This window comes from Rhodoplanes roseus (assembly GCF_003258865.1).
In the GTDB taxonomy this organism is placed as follows: domain Bacteria; phylum Pseudomonadota; class Alphaproteobacteria; order Rhizobiales; family Xanthobacteraceae; genus Rhodoplanes; species Rhodoplanes roseus.
Map to the genome: position 1 here is coordinate 1 of NZ_NPEX01000137.1, position 14,943 is coordinate 14,943.

Sequence of the window (14,943 nt, forward strand, 5' to 3'; positions counted from 1 at the left end):
GTGGTCACGGCCAGGAACGGGCCGTAGGCGACGGGCTGCGCTGCGGTCTTCCACTGGCCGGGCGAGGCCGAGGTCTTGGGTGACACCTGACGATACGTGTCGGCCCATTCGACCAGGGTCAGGACCGGCGGCGGCTTCAGCGATCGCCGCGCCTCACGAAGGCGGCGCGCCAGAATCTCCGGCCCGGTCGCCGAGGGCCGGGTCATGCAATTCCCCCAGGGCTTCGACGATTTCGCCCTGCAGCGCCGCCTCGATCGCCTCTCGATCGAGACCGAGCAGCATGGCGGCGAGCTTGCCGGGGATCACCAGCAGGCGCTCGCGGACGGTGGCGTACTCGCGCTCGACCTGCTGCACGACCTCGTCGATCGCGACATAGCGGCCGGACTCGACCTCGAACTTCAGCTGCCGCTGGAGCGCGAGGTAGATTTCCTTCCAGCGTTCGGCCTGTGCGAGCGACCATGTGCGTGGGTCGCTGGACAACCCGTCGAGCGCGTCGGCGACGGATTGTCCTTCGCTTCCGGAAACTCCGCCGATCGGCGGAGTTTCGGCGGCCGTCGCGGACGGCGGCACGTGCGACCGCCGATCCTCGGCCGGTCGGTTCGCCGCCCGCCAGTCGCTGCCGACCAGCCGCGCGTCGAGCTTGCCGTCGGCGCCCGCAGCCAGCGTCCCCTTGCGGAGCGCCTTACGGACCAGCGTGTCGCTCACGCCCTCGCGGCGGGCGAACTCGCGGATCGAGATGCCGGCTGCCATGCTACCGCTCGCACCATGCCACCAGGATGTGCTCGTGGCCGAGCATCAGCGCGGCCACGTACTCGTGGCGCCCATCGACCAGGACGAACGTATCGCCCTCCCAGTGTCCGCGCGGGCATGGCCACGGTTGATGGTCGCCGAGCTGCAGGCGCCGCTCGAACGCCGCCTTGACGTCTCCGACCGCCATCCGCTCGCGGCACGCGAGCCTCACCGCGAACAGGTCGACATAGCCGGTGCGAACCACTGCCCCGGGCGGCACCGCCATCGTGCGGTCCTCACCGGTCGCCACCGGCGCGATGTCGATCACGTTGGCCTCACGGGTGCGAACTGCGAACCGGTGCGAACCCCTTTTTCGTGGTTCGCACCCCGGGATGGCCCGGGGTCCGAATTACCCGCGCCGCCGCCCCCCCTGGGGAGGACCCGGGAAACACGTCACACTGTTGCGATTCAGCATCAGGATGACGGACCGGTCACCCGGCGCGGCGGACCGAGCGACGGACGTCGTCCACGACGAACCGCTGCCAACCCTCATGGAAATGCCGCCGGAACGACTCTGGCACGACACGTCGCGCCGTCTCGTAGTAGTGCAGCCGCTTCTCGTAGGTGGGCGAGGTGACGAACAGGAGGAGCGGCACGATCCCGCGACCTCCGCTCCGCTGGTACACGCCCGGATGCAGAAGACCCGACCGCACCACGAAGACTGGCTTCTGTTGTCGCTTCGCCGGCACGCCTTTGCGTGTCGGCCTGCTCGCCACGATCCCGAGCGATTGCGCGATGGCCATGAGCGTGGCCCTCGGGATGTTCCCTTGAGCGTCGAGGCGAACGCCCTTCCCGGGGACAACGAACTCACCAGGCTTCAGCGCGCCCTTCGCTGCCAGCATCCGCTCGAATGCTTTGACCTGCCGTGATCCCCCCGTGACCTCCGGGGCAAGCCACTTTGATGCTGGCCGAGACCCCGTCTTGAACGACAGCTCTGCGGTCAGCGTCTGCTTGGTCGCGGGAATGACGCGCATCGAGTTGAGCGTGTAAGCACGGGGACGATCGAACACCGAGACCATCTCGGTTCGTTCAGCCTCCCGGGCGTCCTGCATCGACTTGGTCAGCGCATAAGCGATGACGAACGGCACCTGCCGCGACGCTCCATCGATCGCGCTCGCCTTGATCTCCCACTCGCGAAAATCGAAGGTCAGCACGTCGAGGGTTCCCGCTGCAGCAGCTCGGCCTTCCGTCCCGTCATGGCCTCCCAGCGCCCGATGGCGATCGCCACGTAGCTGGGCTCGAGCTCGACGGCGCGGCACAGGCGGGCCGTCATCTCGGCCGCGACGAGCGTCGTCCCCGATCCCAGGAACGGGTCGTAGACCGCGTCGCCGGCCACCGTGTGGTTCTCGATCGGGCGCCGCATGCAGTCGATCGGCTTCTGCGCCGAATGTCCCGTCTCCGATCGCCGGTGAGGGATCAGCCACACCGTCGTTTGCTTTCGGCCGCCGACCCAGTGCGCCGTGCGCCCCTTGCGCACCGCGTACCAGCAGGGCTCGTGCCGCCAATGATAGTGGCCGCGGGACAGGATCAGGCGGCCCTTGTCCCAGACGATCTGCGAGCGCGGAAAAAAGCCCACGCCTTCGAGAGCGGAGCGCACCACCGTGCCGTTGAGAGCACCGTGCCACACATAGGCGATGTCCCCCCGGAAGTGCCGGAAAGCGTCGGCCCAGTCGGCGCGGTGATCGTTGGTCACGAGACCGACCGCGCGGCCCGCCTTGCTTGTGGTGCCGGTCGCCCGGTCGATCACGGCACAGCGCCAGGTGGGGTCGTAGTTCACTCCGTAAGGCGGGTCGGTGACCATCAGCAGCGGCGCTGCGCCGTCCAGAGCGGCCGCGGCCACTTCGGCATCGGTCGCATCACCGCAGACGAGTCGATGCGGGCCGAGCCCCCACACGTCTCCCCGACGCACGAAATCGGTCTTCATGAGCCCTCCCCCCTCCATCACGACGCTCGGGGCGTTCGCGCGAGGGCTCGTTCGGCCTCATGATGTTCATTGTGCCGCAGCGGCGGCACTTGATCTCGATCGTCCCGACAACGGCGCAAGCGGCCGCCCGGAACAGCAGCGCCTCGCACGAGGCGCAGCGGACACTCTCCATGGGTCGTTAACCGGATCCTGCCACCCTCGGCTCGCTCGCAAGAGCGGCGACGGGGTAGCGGCCATCCGTGTGCGTCGCTCCGCGGGACTGGTCGCCAAACGAGGCCCGCGGCCGGGGAAACCCGGCCCTGTCACCCGCCGCTCGTCGCGGCCGATGACACGTCACTGTCGGCGCGCAGCGCGGCGCGCAGCTCGTCCGGTGTCTTGAAGAAACCGTCGTGCGGGCCGAGGACTCGGCCGAGATGGACCGGCCGATCTCCCGACACGTCGACGCACCACAACGTGGCGCCGAAGCAGTCGTGTGACTCGACCTGGGGCACCACCGAGCGCGACGTGATATCGACGCCGCGCGAGCTCAGCTCTCGCAGGAGCGCCAAATAGCTCGACGCGATCGCCGGTGTTTCGGTGGCGCTCACGGCCGCAGGCCCGGGCCCATCCACATGTGCAGGTGCATCCATTCGATGCCTCTGGTCATGGCCCACCATCCGGCCGTGACGACGGCCACGAAGACCAGGAACACCACCGTGTTGCGATTGGCTGCTCGGCGCGCTCGGGCGGCGCCTTCGTCCTCGCGATCGAACTCGCAGGGCGGAGTGTAGGCTTCGTTGTTCCTCAGCCATGGCTGCCACCACGTCCAACGGCAGGGCCGGTGATCGCGGTCAGGATTGTCGCAGTGTCGGCACTGGATGCGCTCTGTCATCGGATCGCCTCGGCCTGATCAGAACGACGTCGGCGGGGCCGCGTCGTCGACCAGGCGCTTGATGCATGCCTCGAAGGCGTACTGACAGGCGTCACACCGCAGACGGGTCGCCTCCACCTTTTCGGCACAGCCGATGCAGGCGTGTGGCTCCCGCGCGGCGATCTGCTTTCGGAACGCAGCGAGCCCGACGACCTCTCCCATCAGAGAAATCCTTTGCCAGCGTGGCCCGCGAAGGGCGCGCGCCGGTCGTAGACCTGCAGGGTCTCGAGCCGGCGGTGACGCGTGACGCGAGCAATGTCGAGCGGATCGACACCGCCATTCAGCGCCTCGGTGACGAAGCCGGCGCGCAGCGAATGGCCCGCGAAGGTCGCCGGATCGAGACCGGCGGCGCTGGCCCAGCGCTTCACGATCAGGGCGACGCTGCGGTCGGTGAGGCGGGTCGTGCCGACGCGGCCGCGCCGGTCGATCGGCCGAAACACCGGCCCCTCGGCGATCGCGGCCGCCGTCAGCCAGGCGTCGAGCGCGGCGACCGGGTGCAGCGTCGTGCCGTGCGGGACGGCGATCGCCTGGCCCTCGCCCTCCTGGTCGGTCTTCGAAAAGGCGAGGTGGAGGACGATGCCCTGAGGGCACCGGTCGATGTCGGCGACGTCGAGGCCGACGAGCTCGGAGCGGCGCAGCGCACCGGCGAAGCCGATCAGCAGCAGGGCACGATCCCGCAGCCCAGTGAGCGTGTCGGGCATCTGCGCCAGCATCGCCACGAGCGTGTCGGCGACGGCCGGAGTCTTGCGCGAAGGCGCGACGCCCAGGGTGCGCCGGATGCCACGCAGCACCGCTTTGATCGGCGCGGCACCGCTCGGCTCCGGGTGGCCAGCCAGCCGGTGAGCGTGCGAGACGGCAGCGAGGCGGCGCGCGATGGTCGACACCGACCGCCCCTGGTCGGCCATGGCGACCAGATACGCCGCCACGGCCGCGGGAGCAGCCGGCAGCGGCCCTTCACCGTGCGCTTCGCACCAGAGGCGGAAGTGCTCCCAGTCCGCCCGGTAGGCCGAGCGGGTCGAAGCCGCCTTGTCGGCGGCGGCATAGTCGGCGGCCCGGTTCAGTACATCCGTGAAACCGGGCGCCGCAGCGCTACCCTGTCGCGTCGCGAGCTCGGGCATCGCTGATCTCCTGCAGGAGGAACGTGCGAACCGGGGTGTTCGCAGGGGCGTTTCCGCCCGTGCGCACCCACCAAAGTCATGAAATCACGAGGTGATAGGCACACCTGCAGGGTGCGAACCGAAGCTTCCGGGAATAGGAATTACCGGAACAGTGACAGAAAGGTCGGAGAGCCGGATCGTCGCAAGCCCGAGAGAGCCGCTACCCTTGCTTCTCGCCCCACTAATCGGGCGCTCTCCGCCGTCGAGTTTGCGAAATTTTAGAATTCCGCAAACTGACACGAATGCTTGTCATCCACGCCGGCGCCGCTCCACGACGACGGGCCTGCCGTGCTGGTCGGTGGTGCTGGTGAACACCGGCCGTCGCAGAGCGGGCCTGTCCATCCGGTCGTCGGGTGATCCGAACACCGCGGCGATTGCGGGAGCGGAGGCCGGTGACGAAGGCATTGCTTCGGACGCGACGCGACGCATGCGTTCGGACAAATCCGTTAGCTCTCGCCGCAGCGAATCGGTGTCCATCACGTAGCGCTCGCTGCCGCGGAACCGGGTCTGCCTGATCCTGGCCGCCAAGCCGGCGACCTCATCGGCAAAGGCCGACAGCGGCGTGGCCGGGGTGGCGGAGCGGATGTCGTTCACATCACGGCCCCCGGGCATGCATGCCCCAGATACACGAAACGCCCCGGCCCGGAGGCACGAGGCGCAGAACTGATGACTTGAGGATCGTCAAGTTCCAGATGGATGTCAAGCGGTAGAGGCCCGGGAACAACGAGCGCCCCGGCAAGTTAAAGCGGATCGGTACAGAGTACCAGGGAACCGATGTTGGAAAATACCGATCCGGACCCGACGTTTGAGGCAATCCGCCATCATCGCGTAGCCCACGCCACTCACCAGGCATTTTTGTCGATTGCCGAAGAAGATCCGGCAGATCCGGAGCGACGCGCAGCTTTAGACAGAATGCGAGCGGATGCGGAGGCTGCAGCCTGGACTCTGGTCGAAGTCACTCCCACGACGATTTTTGGCGTACGCGCTCTCGCCTCCTACGCGATCGAATTTGTCGAAGGAGGGTTCACCTGGCCCGAAGGTTGGGGGAAACAGCTGCGGTCGGTGGTCCTCCGCGCGTACGGCTCGGAATCCTCATGAACCCCTCTCCACCTGGAGAAACATCCGCGAGAACCCGATCAGGTCTCCTCCGAAGGCAGAACGAGGCCAAGAGGTCATAGGCTGAGCGTCCCGCCGCCCGAACCTGGCCGAGCCGCGCCCAAGAGCGAACACCGGTTCCGGTCCGGCTGTGGACGGCGGGACTCTCACCACTGTTCGGAGTCAGGAACCTGATTGCAGGTCACCGGTAAAAAGTCGAATGAGCGACGATTCCAAAGAGACGGCCGCCACCGCCCGAGCAATGCTCGAGGGGATTTCGTTGGTGCTCGCCGATGTTGCTCGGCGCGGACAGCCCCGACTCGCTTACGAGATTGCATCAGGCCTTGGGTTGGACTTCGGTGACCTTGTCACCGTCGCCGATGCGGACGACGTGGCTGAACTCCGGCGTGCGTTCAGCAACTGACGCAGAGCATCAGGCGTCGTTGTGGCCGCTAGTGATAGGTCCTGCGGCGGGACGCCGATGCTGCTTCTGCAAGAGCCTCGGCATCAGACGACGCCTTCCGCCAAGAAGCGGTGTCCTCGGGTTCGCGAGCGGTCACGAAACAATCAGCATCATCCCAGTCGGCGTCCACGATGGTGTCGACCACCTGGACCACCTGGTCCCGCAGCACCGGCTCCTGCACGACGTGGAGCTTGCGCCGACCCGCGACATCGACAGTGAGAAGGCGAACCAACAGCGCTCCGGCCCGGGTGGAGGGCGCCAACATCAGGAAGTGAACTTGGTCCCCGTGGACTACTGAAGCAAGCAGCTGATGGCCCGGCGGAGGCAGCATCTTCTGAGACATACTCATCGCAGATCGCCTCCGGGCTATCGCCGTTAAAGTCTCAACGCGTCGGTTGTTCCGTTTCGCATCAGACGTGGGGCAGAACCGGTCGAACTCGCTTCCATTAAGTTGGACTTCTGCGAACAGTGAAGCCCGGGCTGAGTGGTGGACTGCCGAAATCGTCTCCATTAAGTTCTTCGAGCGCTGTCAATCCCGAGTCGGTCAAGCACCAGAAGCCACGCCCGTGTTCGGCCGAACAATACTCGACCCAGCCCAGCGACTGACATTGCGTGACAGTCCTCGGGTGAGGAATGTACCTGCGGTATCCGAGCCGGTCCTCCCGAAGGCTGAGCAGCTAATTCAGTTGTGCACCCGTCATCATCGCTTGCTCCGTGCACGCTCGGGAAACACGTAGAGCTTAGACGCGTTTCTGGTACAGGGCAGGTAGATCTGTAATCCAAAAATCAAAATTTCTTTCAGTGCTGACGGTACTTGCGTCGCCGATCCTATCGACGAGCATAACCTCGACGCCGTAATGCACCGGTGCGAGTTACCGATAGGGCGGCACTCGCCACGGATTCGGACGGACATTGCGCGCCTCGCCGCCGCCGGCCTGAACACGCGAGACACCGGGCGTCCGGAAAGCACCACCGGCTGCATTCCCGGCCGGACAGCTGGCCCTGCGCGCCGTACCCTTTCGCTAAAACTCCGCTAAGACTTCAGTTACCGAACGGCAAAGGCGGGCACTCGGAGAAGGGTAGCGTCGATTCCGAACCTCCCGGCGCATCTTCGAGCGCCTGCCGAAAAACCATCCGGTTGGCGCTGATGAAGGCTTCACCTCGCGCCGCGGGCATTGTTCGTGCGACGCCGTGTGAGACGAGAACGTCCTGTTCGTCCCACACCTCCCATCCCCAGCCGATGTCGATCTCGTGAACGGTGAAGCGGAATACACCCAGTGAGGAATCTCGGGATCCCATTTTGGCGACGCTCCAGCGACCTTCCTGCACGGAAGTGCCCTGATGCTACCGAAAGAGATGGCTGAGGCAACCCAACTCGGTGGTTGAGCGTGCCACACCTGTGAGGTAGCTGACAGGCTCGAACCCGACAGGCCTCACCCGGCCTGCCGTCCTCCGTTGCCCCGTCCCGGCACGGAGGCTAGGCGTGGTGGCGGAGCCCCTGGAGGGCGGCGTTCTCCACGCCGACGCTGGGCTGCGCCGCTCCTTGCGGCCTCCGCGGCCGTCCTGACGGCGCGATACACCGGAGCGTCGGGCCGGAACAGCGCCGGTGGCTTGCCGCGCTCGCGATCGCCGGCCCAAGGTCGCATTGGCGCCGACGGCGCCAGGACGGCGATGCTGGCGAGCGAGAGATCCCGGGCGAGCTGGTCGAGACCGAGCCACCAGGCCAGATAGTCGGCCCGCTCCTCGATCACGCTGGTCGGCGTCGGGGTCCAGGTCAGCGGGCAGAAGGCGCCGGTCGGGTAGCGGCCGGCCCGCGTCGCCTTGGCCGGTTCGTCGAAGGTCCACGGCGTGGGGATCAGGTCGTCTTGGTTGACCGCAGTGACAGTCAGCGACACCTTCGGCTTGCCGTTGGGGCCGATGGCGGGGCCGCAGGAGAACGCCGGCGGATGGCAAACGGGCCGATTGCCCATCCGGGCATGCACGACGATCTGTCCGACCATGCCGGCCGTGGCGTGTCGCACCGCCCGATCCTGGTCGACGACGAAGCCGATTCCAGTGCCGAGATCGGCTCCGGCGACGGTAAACCCAGAAAAGCGATCGAGCGCAGCCACTGCCTGCTCGATCAGGATCGCATCGGGGTGGGGCTCCCCGAGTGCCGCCGGAAAGCCCGGCTCTCGGTTGCTGTTGTCCACATGGGTGCCGTAGGCGATCAGGCTGAACATCGGCGATACGCCGGACGATGCCCCCGCCCCACGCTTGGGCAGTTCGTCGCGGTAGGCCCAGCGGAGGGCATCCTCGACATCCAGCAGCCGGCGGCGCGCAGCCGGTACGGGCGAACCTGGACTCAATTCCTCGGCCTTTCCGGCGGTGGGGTTCCATTCACAATACCGGATCATGATCCTTACATAAATCCGGTCCTTTCCGGAATTAACGGTAACCACAGGACTATTGGCCGGTACGAAATTGCCGTCAGGGCGGGGCCCTCGCCTGCCGCGGGGCCGGCGCGACCGTGCACGGGCCGGTGATCATCACCCGCGTCTCGCCATGCACGGCCGCCACCGCCCGCCGCAGCTGCTCGGCGTGCCGGGCCTCGATCGTGGCGGCGACGAAATCCGACGGCGCCGCCAGCATCACGCCGCCGGGCTGGTGCCGGACCGACAGCTGAGAGAACCAGGCGTTCGTCAGATCGGCCCCGATATGGGCCGACAGCTGCCGAAGCACTGGCACCAGCCAAGGGTCCGGAGGCTTCGCCGCCGCGCAGCGCACCGCCTCTCCGGACGGCGGCTGGCCAACGATCGGCGCGAGATCGTCGAACCGCCGCTCGCGCAACCAGCGGACCGACGACGGCACGAAGCGTGCTTCGATGCGATCCCGCTTGAGCTGCGCCGCGAACGGACCCAGGGCGGCGATGACGCGCTCCGGATCAACCCCCTCCCGCAGCACCAGCCGAAGAAACTCCTGCTCGGCCGGCTGCCGCGGGTCCATGCTGGCCGGCTTCGGGTAGAGCGGGCGAAAGCGGTCGTAGGCTGCTCGCGCGGCGGCGATGTCGGTGCGGGGCGGTGACGCGTCACATCCCGTCACCGCGTCACCCTCGCGCGCGAGAGTCTGAGTCTGGTTTTCTAGAGTCTTATAAGAAAGACTCTCTCTATGGAGGGGTGTGACGCCGGTGACGGTTGGTGTGACGCTCGTAAGCCGTTGAAAATGCTGATGCGGTGACGCGGTGACGGGGTGTGACGCGTCACCGGCGTCACCGGTGACGGTGTGACGCGTCACCGCGTCACCGCCCGTCACCGTCGAGAACAGCGCGAGCCGGCCCTGGCCTTCCTTCTCCGCCCGCTTCCGCTCGCGCCACGCGCGGGTGCGTTCCCGCGAGCCGACAGCGGCAGCTCCGGCAGGCGTGTCGGTGGGGGTGGTGGGTGAAGTCGCATCGATGCGCGGTCCCTCTGCAGCGGGCTGGGACGCTGGGGCGGGCGGGGCTTTGGGCGCGGATTCCGGCCGCCCCCGCGGCGCCCCGCCAGCAAGGGTGATCACGTCGCCGTCCTCAAACACCCGCCCTGCGGCGACGAGCGGTGCGACGTCGCGCGCCAGTGCAGCTTCGGTCAGATGCAGGCGCCAGGCGAGCCGGTCCCGCGCCGGCAGCGGACCGTCCTGCGCCAAGCCCACCAGGTTGACGAGCAGCCGGAATGACCGCGCCGGCAGCTGCTGCACCACCGGGTCGTCGACCAAGTCCAGGAGATCGAGCGCCGGCACGTCAGGGCCTCGGCCATGGTTGCACCAGGCCCATGCTGCAGGCCGTCATCCCGGCGGGACGATCGCGTGCACCTTCGAGGGCGAGGCGTTCTTCCTCGAACCATCCCGTCTTGGCGTCGCCGTTGTGGAACCACGAGACCTCGGCGACGGTCTGCCGCGTGCCGCGAAAGCACAGTGCCGTCACGGTGCCGACGATCGAAACGTCCCCGTCGATCGTGACGCGCTGAAACAGCGCGAAGCGGCTCTCGAACTGCATTCCACTTCCCTCCCCTACTCGCCGCGCCCCGCCCCCCGATACTGGGACGCGCTGCGCGCAAGCCCCACGACGATTCCGCCGATCACCACGCCGAGCGCCAGCACGCCGACGATGGCCGCCGTGCTGTTGGCGATCTGAGCGGCGGAACACATCAGCGGATCGGCGGAGCGACGTCGCAGCCCGGCGTCGTGCCGTTGTCGAGCACGACCCGCTGCGCGTGCGTCGGCTCGAGGCGCTGCTCGTCGATCCAGTGCGCATCCCGGAAGCAGCCCTTGTCGTCGACCGGGGGCGCCACCAGGACCTGGCTGCAGCCGGTGATGTACTCGGCCCGCCCGGTGGCGACGCCTTCGAATCCCGTGATGCTGTCCTTGACGGGCTCTCCGAGCGCGAACTTCGACATGCATGGTCTCCTCGTTGTGATCGGCGCCGGGGCCGGCGGACGACCGGTGAACTGGAACGTGGCGTTCCGGCCGCCCTTGCGGACCGGCCCTTCAGTCAGGGGGCGAACCATCACGCCTCCCGCTCGATCGCTTGGGCGAGCGACTGCAGCTCGGCGGCGAGTTCCTCGTCGTCGTCCCGCAAGCGTTCGATCTTGCGGAAGGCGTGCAGCACGGTGGTGTGGTCGCGGCCGCCGAAGCGGCGCCCGATCTCTGGCAGCGAGCGCAACGTCATCGTCTTGGCCAGCCACATGGCCACTTGGCGGGGCTTCACGAGATTGGCGGTGCGACGCGCCGACCGGATGTCCAGAGGGGTGACGTGATAACGGCGGCCGACGACCCGCTGGATCGTCTCGATCGACGGATTCGGCCGGCGGACGCCGACCAGGTCGCCGATCGCCCGTTCCGCCGCGGCTAGGTCCGGCGCCGCGCCGTCGGCGCCCCGGTGGAGCAGCAGGCGCGCGAGCGCGCCCTCGAGATCGCGCGGGCTCTTTGCGATGGCCGTCACCAGCAGGTCGATGACGTCGGCGGGCAGCACGAAGCCGGCATGGCGCTCGGCGATCGCCGCCAGCTTGGTGATCACGATGTCGCGGCGAAGCGCTTCCTCCGGCAGCCCCAGGCCGACGTCGAGGCCGCCCTTCAGGCGGGACAACAGCCGCTCCTCGCCCTCCATCTTGCCGACCGGCAGGTCGACCGCGACCACGGTCGGTAGTGCCCGGAAAGACCGCTGGTCGAGGATGTGGACGACCTCGGCCGGCAGAGCCCTGCCGGCCCTGACCAGGATGTGGAGGTCGTCGAGCATCAGCACGGGGGCTTCGACCAGGGCCGACCGCCAGACCGCAGCTGGCACGGCGCGTGAGGCGGCGTCGTGCGAGAATCTCAGCTGCTCGGCCGAGATGTAGAGCGCCCCCGGCGCGAGCGCGTGGCCTGCCGCCTGCAGCAGGTGCGTCTTGCCGAGGCCCGTCTCACCGTGGACGACCAGCAGCAGGAATTCGCCTCTCCCCTCCACGACGGATCGCACGGCCGCATGCGCCAGCCGGTTGGCGGCGCCCACCGCGAAGGTGTCGAAGGTCATCCGCCCGTCGAGCGGCGACGACACCACGACCGGCGCAGTCACTCCCGACTGCGGGAGGTCGGCGGACGGCGCGCCGACCGGCACTCCACCGCCGGCATGCGGCCTGCAGCGCGCCGGCGTCACGATCGCGACGGATCGCAGCGCAATCTCCACCCGATCGACCGCAAACCCGGCCTTGCGCAGCGCCGCCAGGATTACGTCGCGATGGTGCTGCTCGATCCAGGTGCGCAGGAACCGGGTGGGCACGGTCAGATGCGCCGTACCGCCGCGCAGCGCTTCGAGATGCAGGCTGCCGAGCCATGCGTCGTAGGCGTCGGCTCCCACCGCGCTGCGCAGCGCTGCCCTGGCCTGCGGCCACGCCGCGGCGGCCGCCCTCGCCATCAGCACGGGTGCTGCACCGGGCGATGTCGACGTGATCACGATGCTCATGACGCATTACTCCTGGTCTTGAAACTCCCGTTCATGCCGTGCACCCTCCCGGCCGCCTCGCTCGCGACGCCATCAGGGTCCAGCCACATGTCAGGCCTCCCCCTCGCAGGCTCCGATTGAATCGCGAACGCGCTCGATCCGTCGCCTGCAGTCCAGCAGCGCTGCGACGGTCCGGTCGATCTCCGCGACCTCGACGATCGCCCGCGCGCCGACGGCGCCGTCCTCGTCGATCAGGTCCAGGTGGACGGCGCGGCAGCCGAAGCATGGGCTGATGCTCAGTTCCGCGGCGAAGAACACCTCATCCTCGTCCAGCCCCTCACTCACAGCCACCTCCACCGCATGTGCGCCTGCAGTCGCTGCAGACGCGCCTTAGTGCGCGACGCGAGTGGCGACACGAACTCATCGGCCAGGACGAGGCCGGCAATGGTGGTCAGGATCGCTATCAGCCCCACGTCGGCCCAGGTCGTGCCCTCGTCTGCCCGCCGGCTCGTGTGCCATCGCCGGAAAGCCCAGCGCAGCCCGGACCACAAGCGGACGACAACGTCGACCAATGTCGCCCAGGCGACCGCCCCCAAGCTGAACAGGACCGCGCACCAGATCACGACGGCCGTAGCAAGACCCGCGGCCACGCCGCTCCCCACGGCGGCCGCGATGCCGGCCGACCAGCGGGCGGCGCCGACGGGACTTGGAATCATGACGCGCATGCGCCCTCCCCGACCGGAGCCTCGTAGCCCCACCGATCCCAGCCCGGCCGCGTGGCGCGAGCGTTCAGCTCGATCTTCGTGAACGTCGGATAGAACTGCTCGAACAGCTCGTACTGCCAGTCCGGCTTCTCGCTGTGGGCGCCGCGCGGCGCCTCGCGGACGCTGCGCCACTGGGTGCCCATCGCCGGCGCCGGCACGCTGCCGCGGGTGCCGACCAGCAGCAGTTCGTGGCACTCACGGAACCAGTAGCCGTTGCCCATGCCGGGCTTGGTCCAGACGATCTGGCTCTTGTAGACGAAGCCCCAGGCCCTCATCACCGCGAGGGCGTCCTCGATCATGGCGCCGGTCGCCCATAGGCCGAGGATGGAGTCGCGCGCCGCGATGCTTTCCACGTCGCGCGCCGCGATCGTCTCGGTCGGCGACACCGGATAATGGTTCGCCGCGGCGCGATCCATGCCGAGTTCGGAGCGGGTCAAGAACTGCCACTCGGGGTCGGCCAGGATGACGCCGTAGCGGCGGCCCTGCGGTAGCGACCGCTGCACGACTCCGAGAACGCGCTCTCGGGCGTCTCGGCGGAGCTTCTTCTCCTGCTGCTCCTCCGCCCGTCGCACCTTCACCACCGCACGGAAGGCCTTGGGGTCGGCCGCGGCGACGATCTCGCGCTGCGTCTCCACCGGCAGCCGCGCGATGGTCTCGGCGACCGACAGCCGAAGGCCCCCGCGGTCGACCGCCGCGATCGTCTCCGGCGCCGCCTCGCGGATCACGGTGCGGGCCCGCTCCACAGAGCGGGTGCCGACGTTCATCATGGCGCCGGCGGCCTCCGCGGAAACTCCGCCGATTGGCGGAGTTTCGTCGGCCGCGCAGCGCGGCGCTGCCGGCGGCCGCCCCTCTCTGAGCGTCGCGATGCGGGCCGCCAGCATGGCGCGCTGGCTCTCGCTCAGATGCCGCCTGTCGAGGTTCTCCCTGATCACGAAGGCGAGCGGACCAGCGTCGATGATGTCCTGCCGAAAGTTTCGATTGTCGAAGGTGACGAATGCGCCGCTCGTGTCCGGATCCAGCAGGTCGGCTGGCACGACGCCTCGCTCCTCGAGATGCACCAGCGCCCGCCACCGGTTGCGACCGTCGAGGATCCGGCCGTCGAGCAGAACGATCGGATGCATCAGCCCGGTGCCGACGCTCGCGGCGAAGGAGTCGAACTCGGGTCCGGACAGCAGCGGAAAAAGCTCGGCGAGTGGATGGGCCGTCAGGTTCGGATACCGCGGCACAGGGGTGTCCGAGCTCTCGGCAAGCACGTCGGCCACGGCACCGGCGATGGCAGCGCGCGGATGCGGCGCGCTCTTTGCGGTAGCTACGGCTCGCTGAAGGGCAGCGTGCGAGGCGGTCCCGGGCCGCCCGACGTCCCGCGCCACCCGGGACAGTGTCTCGCCCGTGATCGTCACAGGCGCTCTGCCGGGAACGACGATCGAGACGCTGGTGTTGTCGCGGCGCGCCATCTCAGATCATCCCCAGCGCGGCCTTGTAGGTGTCGAGGATCGCCTCCTGCTCGGCGCGCTCGTCCTTGTCCTGGGCGCGCAGCTTGATCACGGCGCGCAGCGCCTTGGTGTCGAATCCGTTGCCCTTCGCCTCGGCGAACACGTCCTTGATGTCGTCAGCGATTGCCTTCTTCTCCTCCTCGAGCGTCTCGATGCGCTCGACGAGAGAGCGGAGCTGACCCTTGACGGCCGCGCTTGCGAGATCACGGTCGGCGCCGGCGGCATACGTGTCGCTGGCACCGGTTTCGACGTCCTGATCGACAGTGGCGATCCGGCCCATGGTCAGGCCGCCCTCCTCATGCAAGCCGCCACTCGCAGCTCGGCCCGCCCGGGGCGCAGCGTCGGCCGGTTCGGCACGGTCCGCGTGATGACGATCGGAACCCTGCTCTACGCCGGCGGCCTGTGGCTGATGGCCTACTCGA

Annotated in this window: 24 protein-coding genes and 1 pseudogene; 2 read left to right on the forward strand and 23 right to left on the reverse strand. The window is 68.2% G+C overall.

Annotation, left to right across the window (positions count from 1 at the left end; genetic code table 11):
• From CH341_RS18505 to CH341_RS18550, 11 genes and pseudogenes are all read right to left on the reverse strand, one after another.
• Positions 1-206 (reverse strand): annotated as a pseudogene (locus CH341_RS18505) (hypothetical protein); the annotation flags it as partial.
• Complete coding sequence (locus tag CH341_RS18510) at positions 154-750, reverse strand: hypothetical protein (RefSeq protein WP_111420470.1); 597 nt, start codon at positions 748-750, stop codon at positions 154-156. The pseudogene CH341_RS18505 and the gene CH341_RS18510, both read right to left, overlap by 53 nt.
• 1 nt (position 751) lies before the next feature.
• Positions 752-1,057, reverse strand: a complete 306-nt coding sequence (locus CH341_RS18515; RefSeq protein ID WP_245431131.1) for a hypothetical protein — start codon at positions 1,055-1,057, stop codon at positions 752-754.
• 163 nt (positions 1,058-1,220) lie between these two features.
• Positions 1,221-1,943, reverse strand: coding sequence for a hypothetical protein (locus tag CH341_RS18520; RefSeq protein ID WP_111420471.1), 723 nt, complete (start codon positions 1,941-1,943; stop codon positions 1,221-1,223).
• Complete coding sequence (locus tag CH341_RS18525) at positions 1,937-2,713, reverse strand: DNA-methyltransferase (protein WP_245431132.1); 777 nt, start codon at positions 2,711-2,713, stop codon at positions 1,937-1,939. The genes CH341_RS18520 and CH341_RS18525 overlap by 7 nt, the downstream gene beginning before the upstream one ends.
• On the reverse strand, positions 2,646-2,885 hold the full coding sequence (locus tag CH341_RS36450) for a Com family DNA-binding transcriptional regulator (protein WP_111420473.1): 240 nt from the start codon (positions 2,883-2,885) through the stop codon (positions 2,646-2,648). Before CH341_RS36450 ends, CH341_RS18525 begins: the two co-directional genes overlap by 68 nt.
• Positions 2,886-3,015: 130 nt before the next feature.
• Positions 3,016-3,300, reverse strand: coding sequence for a hypothetical protein (locus CH341_RS18535; RefSeq protein WP_111420474.1), 285 nt, complete (start codon positions 3,298-3,300; stop codon positions 3,016-3,018).
• Positions 3,297-3,584: a hypothetical protein gene (locus CH341_RS33765; RefSeq protein ID WP_146604531.1), complete on the reverse strand. Its 288-nt coding sequence runs from the start codon at positions 3,582-3,584 to the stop codon at positions 3,297-3,299. Before CH341_RS33765 ends, CH341_RS18535 begins: the two co-directional genes overlap by 4 nt.
• 18 nt (positions 3,585-3,602) lie before the next feature.
• Positions 3,603-3,785 (reverse strand): hypothetical protein, encoded by a 183-nt coding sequence (locus CH341_RS18540; protein ID WP_111420475.1) that lies wholly within the window; start codon positions 3,783-3,785, stop codon positions 3,603-3,605.
• Positions 3,785-4,741 carry a site-specific integrase gene (locus CH341_RS18545; protein ID WP_111420476.1) on the reverse strand — a complete coding sequence of 319 codons (957 nt, stop codon included), beginning with the start codon at positions 4,739-4,741 and terminating at the stop codon, positions 3,785-3,787. Before CH341_RS18545 ends, CH341_RS18540 begins: the two co-directional genes overlap by 1 nt.
• 288 nt (positions 4,742-5,029) lie before the next feature.
• Positions 5,030-5,374, reverse strand: a complete 345-nt coding sequence (locus tag CH341_RS18550; protein WP_146604532.1) for a hypothetical protein — start codon at positions 5,372-5,374, stop codon at positions 5,030-5,032.
• Between the two features lie 180 nt (positions 5,375-5,554).
• Here CH341_RS18550 and CH341_RS33770 point away from each other — a divergent pair, with 180 nt between their 5' ends.
• Positions 5,555-5,878, forward strand: a complete 324-nt coding sequence (locus CH341_RS33770) for a hypothetical protein (RefSeq protein ID WP_146604533.1) — start codon at positions 5,555-5,557, stop codon at positions 5,876-5,878.
• Positions 5,879-6,095: 217 nt separating this feature from the next.
• Positions 6,096-6,299, forward strand: a complete 204-nt coding sequence (locus CH341_RS18555; RefSeq protein ID WP_111420478.1) for a hypothetical protein — start codon at positions 6,096-6,098, stop codon at positions 6,297-6,299.
• A gap of 28 nt (positions 6,300-6,327) precedes the next feature.
• Here the strand turns inward: CH341_RS18555 and CH341_RS18560 are convergent, their stop codons facing one another.
• The 12 genes from CH341_RS18560 to CH341_RS36455 all read right to left on the reverse strand — a co-directional run bounded on the left by CH341_RS18560 (position 6,328) and on the right by CH341_RS36455 (position 14,801).
• Positions 6,328-6,687 (reverse strand): hypothetical protein, encoded by a 360-nt coding sequence (locus tag CH341_RS18560; protein ID WP_111420479.1) that lies wholly within the window; start codon positions 6,685-6,687, stop codon positions 6,328-6,330.
• A 692-nt stretch (positions 6,688-7,379) separates the two neighbouring features.
• A complete protein-coding gene (locus CH341_RS33775; protein WP_146604534.1) occupies positions 7,380-7,667 on the reverse strand; it encodes a hypothetical protein in 288 nt (95 codons plus the stop codon).
• A 104-nt stretch (positions 7,668-7,771) separates the two neighbouring features.
• Positions 7,772-8,779, reverse strand: coding sequence for a hypothetical protein (locus tag CH341_RS18565; RefSeq protein WP_170149699.1), 1,008 nt, complete (start codon positions 8,777-8,779; stop codon positions 7,772-7,774).
• 28 nt (positions 8,780-8,807) lie between these two features.
• Positions 8,808-10,088, reverse strand: a complete 1,281-nt coding sequence (locus CH341_RS18570; RefSeq protein WP_111420481.1) for a hypothetical protein — start codon at positions 10,086-10,088, stop codon at positions 8,808-8,810.
• Between the two features lies 1 nt (position 10,089).
• Positions 10,090-10,344 (reverse strand): hypothetical protein, encoded by a 255-nt coding sequence (locus tag CH341_RS18575; protein WP_111420482.1) that lies wholly within the window; start codon positions 10,342-10,344, stop codon positions 10,090-10,092.
• Positions 10,345-10,358: 14 nt separating this feature from the next.
• Positions 10,359-10,496, reverse strand: a complete 138-nt coding sequence (locus CH341_RS34305) for a hypothetical protein (protein WP_170149700.1) — start codon at positions 10,494-10,496, stop codon at positions 10,359-10,361.
• On the reverse strand, positions 10,496-10,744 hold the full coding sequence (locus CH341_RS18580; protein WP_111420483.1) for a hypothetical protein: 249 nt from the start codon (positions 10,742-10,744) through the stop codon (positions 10,496-10,498). Before CH341_RS18580 ends, CH341_RS34305 begins: the two co-directional genes overlap by 1 nt.
• Before the next feature lie 110 nt (positions 10,745-10,854).
• Positions 10,855-12,285: a helix-turn-helix domain-containing protein gene (locus tag CH341_RS18585; protein ID WP_111420484.1), complete on the reverse strand. Its 1,431-nt coding sequence runs from the start codon at positions 12,283-12,285 to the stop codon at positions 10,855-10,857.
• A 90-nt stretch (positions 12,286-12,375) separates the two neighbouring features.
• The gene (locus CH341_RS18590) at positions 12,376-12,609 is read right to left on the reverse strand and encodes a hypothetical protein (RefSeq protein ID WP_111420485.1); all 234 of its coding nucleotides are present in this window, start codon (positions 12,607-12,609) and stop codon (positions 12,376-12,378) included.
• On the reverse strand, positions 12,606-12,989 hold the full coding sequence (locus CH341_RS18595) for a hypothetical protein (RefSeq protein ID WP_111420486.1): 384 nt from the start codon (positions 12,987-12,989) through the stop codon (positions 12,606-12,608). The genes CH341_RS18590 and CH341_RS18595 overlap by 4 nt, the downstream gene beginning before the upstream one ends.
• On the reverse strand, positions 12,977-14,254 hold the full coding sequence (locus CH341_RS18600) for an MT-A70 family methyltransferase (RefSeq protein WP_170149701.1): 1,278 nt from the start codon (positions 14,252-14,254) through the stop codon (positions 12,977-12,979). The genes CH341_RS18595 and CH341_RS18600 overlap by 13 nt, the downstream gene beginning before the upstream one ends.
• A 229-nt stretch (positions 14,255-14,483) precedes the next feature.
• A complete protein-coding gene (locus CH341_RS36455; RefSeq protein WP_111420488.1) occupies positions 14,484-14,801 on the reverse strand; it encodes a DUF2312 domain-containing protein in 318 nt (105 codons plus the stop codon).
• Positions 14,802-14,943 lie beyond the last annotated feature (142 nt).